Below are 11,791 nucleotides of genomic sequence, written 5' to 3'. Positions count from 1 at the left end.
TTCCGCCGGGAATTCGTTACGGGGGACGGGTAACAAACGGGCGTTTGCGCCCAAAGCGGCGACCAACCCGGTTCGGTGTCAATCGCGCCCCAACCGGCCTTTGTCGGCACAGGCAGCGCGCACCAGCACGCGCACCTTGCGTAGCTGGCGCCGCCAAAATCCGCGCATCAGCCGGTCTGGCGCGGCACTGGCGCGCAATCGGTCGCGTTCGGAGGCAATTGCCGCGATGGCGGCTTCGGCCGTGGTGAAATCGCCCGCCAGCGGGTCCCAATAGCGCGGGTAGAGCAACAACGCGGCAGCGGTCAGCGCGTCGAGCGTCAGCCGCCGTCCGCGCCGGGCCCAGGCCGGATGGTCGTGCGCGCGATCGTCGGTCAGCCCCCACCCGGCATAGAACGGCACACCCCAGGTTACCACCGGCACCCCGCGCAGCAGGGCGTCGAACCCGGCCAGCGAGGTGATCGTGTGCACTTCGTCGCTGCGCGCCAGGCAGGCGATGATCGAGGCGCGCGTTTCGACATGATCGGCCATGCGCAAGGCCGCCGCCTCGGCCAGCCGCCCGCGCCGGTTGCCGCTCATCACGTCAGGGTGCGGCTTGTAGACGACAAAGGCATCGGGGCGGGCCGCGCGCACCGCGCGCAGCAAGGCCTGGTTGGTGCGCACGGCACCTCCGCCGCACGCGATCGAGGCATCGCTTTCGACCTGGCCGGGCACCAGCACGACCGGGCGCGTGCCGCTGTCCCACTGCGCCGGGGCATCGCTTTCGACGTTGTACTTGGTCAGCCCGCGCGCAACGATCTGCGCGCGCAGCGCCGCCGCGCGGGCGGTTAGCACGGCATCGAATTGTGCCGTCGCCAACAGATGTTCCAGACCCGATGCGCGGGTCGCGTCGAAATAGATCCCGCATGCGTCGAACACCAGCGATTGCGGCACGATCAGGTCGGAGCCCAGCCCGACCGAGCGGATGAACCCGTCCTCGATCCGCACCAGCCGCGCCGCTGTGTCGGCAATCAGATGCTCCAGCCCGGCCGGCGAGGTCGCGCCCCACACCGCGATGCGGTCGCGCGGGCCGGGGCGCAGCCTGCGCGCCGCGGCGACATCGCGCACAAACCGCACCGCGTCCGCCTCGGCACGCAACAGCGGGCCCAGATTCCAGGCGCGCCAGCGGCGAAATCCGATCGCGATCAGACGCCCGGTTGCGGCCACAAGCCCTCCTGCTGCAACCAGGTTTCGACGCTTGTGAAATGATCGGGCCAACGCGGCGCGCGAAAATCCGCCATGGCGGCGCGCTGGCGCGTCCGTTCGGGACCATCGCTGCAAAAGTCTTGCACAGCCGCCAGCCAGGCCGGCCTGTCGTGCGGATCGAGCAGCAGCGGGATTGACCTGCCGATCTCGTCAAACACCGGCAGATCGCTGGCGATCACCGGGGTGCCCGCCTGCAGCGCCTCGATCACCGGCAGGCCGAACCCTTCGGCGAGCGAGGGCATCAGCAGCGCGCGCGCCCCGGCGATCAAACCGGCCAGCGTGGCATCGTCGGCGCGGCCCAGTTCGCGCACATGCGCGCGGATCACCGGATCATGATCGAGCAGCGCCAGGGCCGATCCGGCCTCCCAGCCGCGCTGGCCCACCACCACCAGCAGCGGCGTGGCCGCGCCCATGATCCGTGCCAGGTCCCGCCACAGGGTCAGCAGCAGCAGGTGGTTCTTGCGCGCCTCGATCGTCCCCACAGTGACGAACCAGGGCCGATCGAGCGGTGGCGGGGTGACTCGATCGGGCCGATCGGGACTGCCCAGCCAGGCCGCGTGCAGGCGCGGCACCGGCAGACGCTCGGCGGCGGCGAACCGGGCCAGTTCGTTACGTGTTGCGGCCGAATTGGCGATGATCGCGCTGGCCGCCAGCAAGGCATGGCGCATGCGCCGATGGTGGCGTGCGGCCTCGCCTGGACGGCACAAATCGGGGTGGGTGATCGGGATCAGGTCGTGCACCAGAAACACCGCACGCAGGCGATGGGCCGCCACCCATTGCACCAGCGCTGGATGGTTGAGCCCGGTGTGCCCGACATTGCAATAGAGCCGCCCGGCCAGATCCTCGCCACCCGACGCGCTGGCTACGATGCCCGGCACCATCGCGCAAAACCGCGCGCGAAAGCCGGGTCCTCGCTGGGCAAGCAAGCCAAACAGCCGCGCCGAACGGGCCGCAGACAGCACCCGCACGCGCCCGCGCCATTGCAGCACCGCGCGGGCGTTGTCGGCATGGCGGTCGAGCCAGGCAAGACACACCCGGTCGATCCCGGTGGGCAATCGCCCGGCCCACCGGCGCCAGACCAGGCGGCTGACATCGAGCAGCAGCTGCGGGGCGATGGTCATGCCGATCGGGCCTCCGACGCGTTCGCCGCCTCGGGCGCAATCGTTCGAAAACGGAGCATGGCATGCTACCATTATACGGGGTTTGGCTTAGCAACCTGTCCGGGTTCAAGCGGTCAGGCGCAGCGGCGTCGGGCAGGCTTTATTGGCGACCTAAGGGCATTTGCCATGAGCGTAAACCGAAACATGGCAGCGGCGACGGGGTGACCGCGGGGGGCGAATGGAGTTGCTGGCGATGAGAGCCGAAACAGACCAGATCATCAGCCTGCCCGGTGCGGTTCAGGCTGCGCCGGTCGGGGTGGCGCTGGTGGCGCCCCACCGGTTCGACATGGCCCAACAGCCCGCGCTGACTCGCGCGCAGCAGATTGCCGCAACGCTCGACGGCGCGGTCGTGCACGAAGGGTTCCGCGCCAGCGTGGCCCTGGCCGATGCCGCGCGCGACCGGGGCGACTGGGCCATGGCAGAGCTGGAATATGGCCAGGCGCTGCGCCGCTTTCCGCTGCACTGGGGTTATTGCATCCAGTTTGCGCACACGGTCAAGGAACAGGAGATGTTCGACCAGGCCGAGATCTGGTACCGCAGCGCGGTGGCGCTGGGCGCGCCTGCGGACATGGTCGATCAGCATCTGGCGTTCGTGGCACGGTTGAACGGAGCGGACTTTGAACGCGAGGGATTGCCCCGGCTCGACGTGGCGCCGATGCTGGCGCCACCGACAATTCACGACATTGGCGTGCTGGGCAAATTGCTGCGCCTGCCGGGCCTGACGGGGTGCGAGGTCGTGCTGCAACTGTTGCGTACCGCCCCGAACAATCGCGCGGTGCTGCTGCGCATGCTCGATATGCCGGGCGTCCTGCATGCCAACCGGGCGTTTTTTGCCGTGCTGGGGGCCTGACATGAGCGCGATCTGTCCTGCCGTCTCGGTCGTCGTGAACACCTACAACCGGGGGGCATGGCTCGATGACGCGCTGCGCGGGCTGGCCGGGCTCGACTATCCCGAATTCGAGGTGATCGTGGTCAATGGCCCTTCGACCGACGACAGCGCGGCGGTGATCGCGCGCTGGGGGGATGCGATCAAGGCGCTGCGCTGCGATCAGGCCAATCTGGCGGTATCGCGCAATATCGGCATTGCCGCCGCGGCGGGTGAGATCATTGCGTTTATCGATGATGATGCCGTGCCGCATCCGCAATGGTTGCGGCGGCTGGCGGCGGTCTATGCCGACCCGGCGGTTGGCGCGGTCGGGGGTTATACCGTCGACAACACCGGCACCGGCTGGCAAGTGCGCAAAGTGCTGTGTGATCGCTATGGCAATGCGCACGAAGTGACCGACTATTTTGACGAACGACCGTTGAACCAGCCGGGCACGCCGTTTTTTCCCAGCCTGCTCGGCACCAATTCGTCGTTTCGCGCCATGGCATTGCGCGCGATCGGCGGGTTCGACCACACGTTTGCCTATCTGCTCGATGAAACCGACGTGTGCCTGCGGCTGGTCGATGCGGGCTGGCATGTGCGCTATGAACCCCATGCCATGGTCTGGCACCAGTTTGCCCCCAGCCATATCCGGTCGGGCGGGCGGGTCGCGCGCACGCTCTATCCTTCGGCAGTGTCCAAGGGCTATTTCATCACGCGCCACGGCGGCACACACGACCTGGTGCAGGCGGGGCAGGCGCTCAATACCTATCGCGAGACTGTGCTGGCCGGTAACGCGCAGTGCGAAGCCAACCGGGCGATCGATGCCGACCACCGCCATTCGCTCGATCAGGATCTGATGCTGGGCCTGCGCGAAGGGCAGCGCCGGGCCATGGCCAGTGGTGACAAGCCGGGCGGCGATCTCGATCTGGTGGCACTTGGCGAACCGCCCGCGTTCGCGCGATTTGCCGCCAATCCCGGTCGCCGGATCGCGCTGGTTTCGCAAGGCTGGCCACCCGCCAACGACAACGGCATCGCCCGCTGGACCCATCTCGTGGCCCAAGGATTGCGCGCGCGCGGGCACAATGTCCACGTGCTGACATTGGCTGCCTCCGGGGCTGAGGAAACCGTCACGTTCAATGACGGCCTGTGGGTCCACCGCCTGCAGGTCGATCCCGATGCTGCAAGTGTGGGCGCCGTGGCCGAACGCTATGGCCTGCCCCACGGCAAGGCGGCCTGGGCCGAGCGGGTGTGGCGCGAGGCGCACTTCCTCAAATCGTTCGGGCTCGATCTGGTGTCGTTTCCGATATGGGATCTGGAAGGGCTGCCGCTGGTCGACGATCCCGATTTCGTGACCGTGGTCAGCCTGCACACGACTTATGCGATGGCATTGCCGTTCAAGCCCGAATGGCAGGAACGTCCCCTGCTGGCGGCGCGCCATGTCGCGCCGATCATCGCGGCGGAAACCGCGCTGCTGCAGCGCGCGCCGCATCTGCTGGCCAACAGCCGCGCGATCATCGCCGCGATTGCCGAATGTCACGGGGTCGATCCGGGTGATCGTGCGGTGGTGGTGGCGCATGGCACGCCCGATCCGCTGATCACGCGCGCCGAAGCGGCGGCGGCACGGGCACAGGCGCGGCGCGACCATGCGCCGCTGCGGGTGCTGTTTGCCGGGCGCTTCGAACCGCGCAAGGGCTTTGACATCGCCGTGCAAGTGGCGCGCGCGGTGATCGACATGCCCAATGTCGAAATGACGCTGATCGGCGGCGCTCTCGATGCGGCTTCGCGTGAGGCGATCGCGCAGGCGGGGGCAGAGGCGATCTTGTGGCACCCGCGCATCGCGTTCGGCGGGGTGCTGGATCGCGCCGCGCTCGATGATGCCTATGTCGCCGCCGATGTGGTGCTGATGCCCAGCCGGTTCGAATCGTTCGGGCTGGTCGCGATCGAGGCGATGGCTGCGGGGCGGCCGGTGCTGGCGCTCGACAGCGGCGGACTGGGCGAGATCGCGCGCGAGGCGCATGGCGCGCGCGCCTTTGCCGACACGCCCGATGTGGCGACACGCATCGCCGCCGAACTGGTGTGGCTGTCGACCGACCGCGAAGAATTGGACCGGCGCGCCGATCTGGCCCGCGCCGCCTGGGCCGCGCATTACAGCGCAGAGGCCATGGCCGAAGGCATCGAGGCCTTTTACGAACAGGTTCTGGCCACGCGGGAGACTGTGCAATGACCATCGAACCTGCCGCCTTGGGATCGGCAATCGCGCTGGTGCTGGGGCGCGATCCCGACACCGCGCTGCTGGGCGAACTCGCGCGCGTGTTGGCCCGGCAGGAGGAAGTGCTGCCCTGGCTGGTGCTGCGCCAGCATGCGTTTGACGACGATCCCGAGATCCTTGACCGGCTGCGGGCATTGGCGGCTGCGGGCAATCGGCCGTCGCGCCATCGCCCGGATGGGCCGGTGCAGTCACCCGCGGCCTATGCGCTGAAACGCGATGTCGAGGCCGCGCTGGGCGCGATGATTGCCGAGAATGTTGCCTCTGCCGATCGCGCCGATGGCCTCGGCGCGCTGTTGCACGCGCACAACCGAACGTTGCCGGGGCGGCCAGACTATGATTTTCGCCGCCGGATTGTCGAACGAGGCCCGCTTGCCGCCATCGTGCCGGAGGACGACGACGCATCCGCGGCCGAACCCGCCGCCGGGACCATACCTGCAGCCAGCCCCGATCAATCCCCTCGCGCGTAGAGATCGCCCAGATACCGATCGAGATAGCGGTCCGTCAGGTCATCGGCCTGGCGGCGCAGCTTGACCTGCGTGTCGGCGATGCGTGCGCCAAACCGGGCCAGATAGCCATCAAGAATGTCGGGATGGGCCAGCACATCCTCATACACCACGCTATAGGGCGTGATCGCGGCCCGTTCGAAAAAATCGCTCCACAGCCGGTCATGAAATGCCAGTTCGCGCGCGCAGGCATCGATCTGTTCGAACGAATAGGGGATTTCCGGTTCGTTGCCCGGTTCATAGACTTGCCAGCGGTCGCTTTGCTGGGCGCGCCAGAAACTGATTGCCTGGCGGAACGTGTCGCGTCGCCGGACATGCAGCCACCGCGCGCCGGGGAAGGCGGCGGCAAATTGCGCCGAAGCCGTGCGCGGGGCATCGATCATGCGGGCCAGATTGTTGCGCTGTGGCCACATGATCTTGGTGGGAAACTGGCCTCCGGCAAACGGGGCGATCACGCGGTCGAGATGGTCATCGATCGATGTGGCCTGCCAGACATCGTTGAAGCGTTCTTCCAGCAGCCCCGGCACCCCGTTGTGCCCCAGCAGCGCGGCCACAAACGTGCTGCCCGAACGGAACGTGCTGGTCAGCAAGGCGCACTGCGTCACGCCATGCCGGGCAAAGGCGGCGCGCAGGCGGCTTGCCGCGTGTGGAGGCACTTCGCCGGTCAATGGCTGTGATACCAGTCGGTCAGCATCTGGCCAATGCCATAGGGCATCGTCGATGCCTCGCACGTCCCGGCCCAGGTCTTGAAATTGGTCGGTGTCGTGTAATCGGGCCCCTGGTTGAGCGTCCAGGGATAGTCATAGGCCCAGCCGACCATGCCGATGCGCCGGGTCCAGGCATAGGCAAGCAAGCGCGCGAACACTTGCGGGGCATCGCCCTTGCACGCGGTGCCGGCATCGCCGGGGCGGCGCGCCAGCCCGAATTCGGTGATCATGCAGGCATGGTGCTGGCAGAAATCGCCGAAATAGCGGTCCCACCCCGCCGCCGTGTCAAACTCCAGATTGCCCGCATTGAGATAGGGATGAATGCCATAGGCCAGCCTGTGGTCAGGATCGGTCACGTCGGGCGCCTGATCGAGCCGGTGCGCCCCGTCGAGCCCTCCGACCACCACCACCTGCCGGTGGAACCCGGCGGCACGGATCGCGGCGATCACCGTCTCGTGCGCAGATTTCCAGTTTGCCCATAAGTCCGCCGGGATCTGAGGTGTGAACGTCTTGATCGGCATCGGTTCGTTCAACACTTCGAACACCAGCCCCGCGTCGTCGGCGGGCAGGGCCTGCAGCAGCGCGCGCCAGGCCGACAGCGTGCTGTCGCCGGGCAAGTCGGGTTGTTTGGGCGCACCGGCACCATTTTCCCACTGCATCGAAATCACCACCGTCAGCCCGGCCTGACGCAATGCGTTGATGGCCGAGACCACTTCGTCGCGGTATTGCGGGTCATGGATCGGGTGCTGCGGGTCCAGACCGGGCTGCGATACCGAAATCACGGCCGTATCGGCGCCATAGGCGCGGATGCGCAGCGGCAGCGCGGATGACCACAGAGCCTGCGATTCGCGCAGGTGCGGATTGATCAGCGGGCGGTCGATCACTTTGGGCGGGACCAGCCGACTGGTCAGTTTGACCCCTTTGACAATCCACGGACGCCCATCGCGCAACAACGCCCCCTTGATCAGGGTGATCTGGCCCTGATCGGCATGGGCCGGGACAGCCATCAACGCGGCAACAGCACCAATCAGCGCAAGACTTCTGCGGGCAAACGTGAACGCGATCATGGCATGTCTCCGGCTGGCGAGTGCAATGGCGGGGCGGGCGGGTCAGGCCCGCAGGTAGGTCCGATAGTCGGGCGACAGCGACCCGGCCTTGATCAGACTGTCGATCTGCGCGGAAACCTCGGCGAAATTGGCAATTGCGGTGGACAGTGGCGCGCTCTGTTTGGCCAGGCGGGGGCCGAAGTCGAACGCGGGTTCGATCGCGAAGCGTTGCGCGACTTGCATGAAACAGCCTTTGGCAAAGCTGCCGTCGGGCATGAACATATCCTCGTAGACCACCGGAATGCGCGCGCCGATCCCGGCCAGTTGGGCGGTGAAATAGGCGTCCAGCGCCTCTTCGGCGGCGATGCGCGCGGGCAGCTTGCGCAGATCGAGCCCGATCGTTGCGATGTGTCGCTCCTGACCGTGCTGCAAACGCCACTGGCCGGTCTTGCGCGCCATTTCCACCGATGTCAGCAACGACAGCTTGTTGCGGCGCAGGACATGGATCACCGTGGCACGGTGCAGGGAAAGCTTGTGGATCAGCGTGTTGACCATGGTCGGCCCGACAAACAGCGAACCGAAATTGAGCGCGCCATTGTACTTGATGTCGACCAGCAGGACTTTGTCATCCTCTGGCGGGGCAAGGCGTTGGATCGTTGCCACCAGGATATCGAACCAGCGTTCGTGCAATCCGGCCGAGGCCGTTTCGGCCAGACGCGCCCCCAGTTCGGCGTAAAATCCGCCCGGCTTCTGTTCGTGCAGCAGTTCGCCAAGATCGTGAACGCGCGGATGCGAGGCCAGTGCCGCCCGCAGCACGGTCGTGCCCGATCTTTGCCGCCCGATCACGAACAGGCACCGGTCCAGGATGTCGGTCATGACGATCGCCCCTAGACCAGCCGGCCGTAGACCGACGCGAGCTTGTCGCGATAGGCCTCGCGGCTGAACTTCGCCGCCTGCACCCGTCCGCGCGCGGCAAGCTCTGCGCGCAGATCGGCATCGGCATCCATCTTTCGCACCGCACGGGCGATCGCGCTGGTGTCATAGGGATCGACCATCAGCGCGGCCTGGGCGGCCACTTCGGGCAAGCTGGCGGTGTCGGAACAGATCACCGGCGTGCCCAGCAGCATCGCCTCGAGCACGGGCAGGCCAAACCCTTCATAGATCGACGGGAACAGGGTCGCACGCGCCCCCCGGATCAGGCTGACCAGCAGCGAAAACGGCGCATAGGGCAGGATCATCACGCGTTTGCGGGTGAATTCGTCGTTTTCGATGGTGCGGCGGAAGACGATATTTTCCTCGTTGAGCAGGCGCAGTTCCTCGTCGGATTTCCACGCCATCGCGCCCACGATCACCAGCGGGGCATCGACTTTGCTGGCAAGATAGCCCTCGATCATCCGGCCGATGTTCTTCTTGGGCTCGATCGAGCCCCAGAACAGGTAATAGCCCTTGTAATCGACGCCCACCGCGCCTTCGACTTCGCGTGCGACTTCGTCATCGGGTTTGCTGAGGAATTTTTCCGGGATATCGACCGATTGATACGTGTTGGTGATCCGTTCGGGGGCGACGCCGATCAATTCGACAATGTCGCGTTTCGAACATTCCGACACGGTGACAATATGATCGGCCACGCGCGCGATGCGCTTCATGAGCCGCAGATAGAACCGTTTGTTGTCGAGTGTGGTATAGGGCAGCTTGAGCGGCACCATGTCGTGCATGGTATAGACATTGGCCTTGCCCTTCAGCCGGATCGGCAGCGGATAGGTCCAGTGTGCGATATCGGGCGGATTATCCATGGTCAGCCGCGAAAACATCTTCCACGCGCCGAATGTCGCCTGGCTGCGGGTGAACACATTGGGCGAATTGACGATGCGGTCGTAATAGGGCAGCCGCGCGCTGAACGTGCGTGACACCACGCGCCCGCTGATCGGCACATCATAGGCATATTTGCCCAAGGGGCCCAGCAATCGGCCGCGCACGGCCTCGATCATCGCGGCGATGCGATCGCGATCGCCGTGGTTGCTGTCAAAAAAGGCGATTTCGCGCATCAGCTTGTTGCGCGAACGCGGCGCGCCATAGCCATAGAGCACTTCCACCCCATGCCCCATCGCATGCAATTCGTGCGACAGGTTGCGGGCATAAGTGGCTACCCCGGTGCCCTTTTCCAGCCCGAGATTGCGCCCGTCGATCAGGACGCGGGTCATGTCAGACCCGCCACGTGCACGACCATGAACAATACCTCTTTGGGCCGCGCCGTCGGCGCGCGCCTGAATGCGGGACTTTGCCCCGGGGATCGCGTGTGGTTGCGCCCCTGGCGAGGCGCTAGGCGGGCACTTTGGCCTTGCCGTTGACCACTTCGGCGATCACTTTGTCGAGATCGACGCGGTGGTCGCCGAAACAGCGGCTGCACGTGGTGACCGTTTCGTGCCGCCCTTCTTCCAGCACTTTGCGAATGCGCGCGCGGTGCACCCCGGTCAGCGCATCGGCCAGGCTTTCGTCGCGCAGGCTGCCGATGCCTTCCACCCGCTTGAAATCCTGACAGCAGATCAGGATCTGCCCGTCGCAATCGACAATCAGGTCTTCGACCATTTCCGCCGAGCAGCGGATCGGCTTGGGCTTGAGCGCCAGCGAATTGAACAGCGTGCGATCTTCGACGCAGCGGCTACTAAGTGGGTCGAACACCACATCGCGCGCACCGCGTTCCAGAAACCAGTTACGCATCGCCGACAATTCCTCGACATTGCGGCGACTGACCGGAACGCTGACGACGACTTTGCCGGGGAAGGCCTTCAGGATCGGTTCGTATTTTGGGTGGACCCGCTCGGCCCGGAGCGGCTGCATCAGATAATTATAGGTTTCGGGCGTCAGCGATTCGCAATGCAACGCGATCGTCGCCGCATAGCGTTCGAGTTCGCCATGCTTGGCGGCATTGAACGCGGCGCCGTTGGTGTTGATCGAAATCTTGGCATAAGGCAGCCGATCCATCATGTAGCGCGCGCGTTCCACCACAAATGGATCAATCAGCGCGTCGCCAAACAATCCGAACGAGACCTGATCGGTGATCGGCAGGCGCAGATCGGCGATCTGATCGACAATCCTGCGGAACAGCTCCATCGTCATCGGCACGCGCGGAACATGGCTGGTTTCGGTCTTGCCGGTGGGGCAATGGATGCACGATGCGTTGCACAGCCCGGTCGTGCCAAGGATGACATAACGCAGATGCGTCGGAAGGCCGGCGGGCCGATCGGCCGGTACATTGGCGATCACCTCTGCCGCCACCGGGGACCGGGCATCGTTTGCGGCGTTGCGCAGCGCTTCGAGTTCGCGCGCGGCATCGCTCAAGCCGGGCTCGCGCGCCAGGGCCTGTTCGTATTTGGCGATCGCCTCGTCGACCTGGCCAGTCAGCCAGAGCGCGCGCGCCACCTGATGCAGCGTGTCGGCAATGTCGGGGGCGATCGCCTCGGACTGGCGATAGGCCTCCAGAGCGAGGGTGATATTGCCCAGTTCCTTGTGGCAATGGCCCATCTGCACCCAGATCGCGCTCAAGCCCGGATCATGATCGAGCACTTCGCGATAGAGGTCTGCCGCGCGCGCCCATTGACGGCGATCGCGGGCATTGTCGGCCAGGTTCAGCTTGGCCAGCCACAGACCGGCCAGTTCCTGCGCGGCATCGCCCAGCGCTGGCGCCAGTTCGACCGCGCGCTGATAGGCCACGGTGGCTTCGTCCAGCCGACCCAGCGCAGACAGCACCCGGCCGATCTGGTGGTGGGTATCGGCCTTGTCGGGCGCCAGCGCCAACGCCTGGTCATAGGCTGCCAGCGCGCCGTTCAGGTCGCCCTGTTCCTTCAGCGTATGGCCCAGTTGCACCCACACGCCACTGCGTTCGGGCGACTGGCGCAAGATGCGGCGATACAAGGCTTCGGCCTGAACCCAATCGCGTTTGTCCCTCGCGGCGTCGGCCATCTTGATCAGAATGGGGGTCAAAACTCGCATCGTCAG

10 protein-coding genes are annotated in these 11,791 nt (G+C 65.9%); 3 read left to right on the top strand and 7 right to left on the bottom strand.

The window, feature by feature from the left end; translation table 11 throughout:
* Nucleotides 1-78: 78 nt before the first annotated feature.
* A complete protein-coding gene (locus AQZ49_RS11025) occupies nucleotides 79-1,203 on the bottom strand; it encodes a capsular polysaccharide export protein, LipB/KpsS family (RefSeq protein ID WP_197411016.1) in 1,125 nt (374 codons plus the stop codon).
* Nucleotides 1,182-2,363 carry a glycosyltransferase gene (locus tag AQZ49_RS11020; RefSeq protein ID WP_067616053.1) on the bottom strand — a complete coding sequence of 394 codons (1,182 nt, stop codon included), beginning with the start codon at nucleotides 2,361-2,363 and terminating at the stop codon, nucleotides 1,182-1,184. Before AQZ49_RS11020 ends, AQZ49_RS11025 begins: the two co-directional genes overlap by 22 nt.
* Before the next feature lie 232 nt (nucleotides 2,364-2,595).
* Here AQZ49_RS11020 and AQZ49_RS11015 point away from each other — a divergent pair, with 232 nt between their 5' ends.
* The 3 genes from AQZ49_RS11015 to AQZ49_RS11005 are packed head-to-tail and all read left to right on the top strand — an operon-like array spanning nucleotide 2,596 to nucleotide 6,006.
* Nucleotides 2,596-3,252, top strand: coding sequence for a tetratricopeptide repeat protein (locus AQZ49_RS11015; RefSeq protein WP_156428261.1), 657 nt, complete (start codon nucleotides 2,596-2,598; stop codon nucleotides 3,250-3,252).
* Between the two features lies 1 nt (nucleotide 3,253).
* Nucleotides 3,254-5,494, top strand: coding sequence for a glycosyltransferase (locus AQZ49_RS11010; RefSeq protein WP_067615532.1), 2,241 nt, complete (start codon nucleotides 3,254-3,256; stop codon nucleotides 5,492-5,494).
* The gene (locus tag AQZ49_RS11005) at nucleotides 5,491-6,006 is read left to right on the top strand and encodes a hypothetical protein (RefSeq protein ID WP_067615530.1); all 516 of its coding nucleotides are present in this window, start codon (nucleotides 5,491-5,493) and stop codon (nucleotides 6,004-6,006) included. Before AQZ49_RS11010 ends, AQZ49_RS11005 begins: the two co-directional genes overlap by 4 nt.
* Here AQZ49_RS11005 and AQZ49_RS11000 read toward each other — a convergent pair.
* The 5 genes from AQZ49_RS11000 to AQZ49_RS10980 all read right to left on the bottom strand — a co-directional run bounded on the left by AQZ49_RS11000 (nucleotide 5,988) and on the right by AQZ49_RS10980 (nucleotide 11,785).
* On the bottom strand, nucleotides 5,988-6,698 hold the full coding sequence (locus AQZ49_RS11000) for a Stf0 family sulfotransferase (RefSeq protein WP_156428260.1): 711 nt from the start codon (nucleotides 6,696-6,698) through the stop codon (nucleotides 5,988-5,990). The two genes, AQZ49_RS11005 and AQZ49_RS11000, sit on opposite strands and share 19 nt — an antisense overlap.
* Nucleotides 6,699-6,706: 8 nt before the next feature.
* Nucleotides 6,707-7,816, bottom strand: coding sequence for a glycoside hydrolase family 5 protein (locus AQZ49_RS10995; RefSeq protein WP_067615526.1), 1,110 nt, complete (start codon nucleotides 7,814-7,816; stop codon nucleotides 6,707-6,709).
* Between the two features lie 42 nt (nucleotides 7,817-7,858).
* The gene (locus tag AQZ49_RS10990) at nucleotides 7,859-8,671 is read right to left on the bottom strand and encodes a sulfotransferase (RefSeq protein WP_067615523.1); all 813 of its coding nucleotides are present in this window, start codon (nucleotides 8,669-8,671) and stop codon (nucleotides 7,859-7,861) included.
* 11 nt (nucleotides 8,672-8,682) lie between these two features.
* Complete coding sequence (locus tag AQZ49_RS10985; RefSeq protein ID WP_197411015.1) at nucleotides 8,683-9,996, bottom strand: glycosyltransferase family 4 protein; 1,314 nt, start codon at nucleotides 9,994-9,996, stop codon at nucleotides 8,683-8,685.
* A 118-nt stretch (nucleotides 9,997-10,114) separates the two neighbouring features.
* Nucleotides 10,115-11,785: a tetratricopeptide repeat protein gene (locus AQZ49_RS10980; protein WP_197411014.1), complete on the bottom strand. Its 1,671-nt coding sequence runs from the start codon at nucleotides 11,783-11,785 to the stop codon at nucleotides 10,115-10,117.
* Between the last annotated feature and the right edge of the window lie 6 nt (nucleotides 11,786-11,791).

The sequence above is a fragment of the Novosphingobium sp. FSW06-99 genome (genome assembly GCF_001519065.1).
Classification (GTDB): Bacteria; Pseudomonadota; Alphaproteobacteria; order Sphingomonadales; family Sphingomonadaceae; genus Novosphingobium.
The sequence above is the reverse complement of the archived record's forward strand: the minus strand, read 5'-3'. Positions and strand labels throughout refer to the sequence as shown.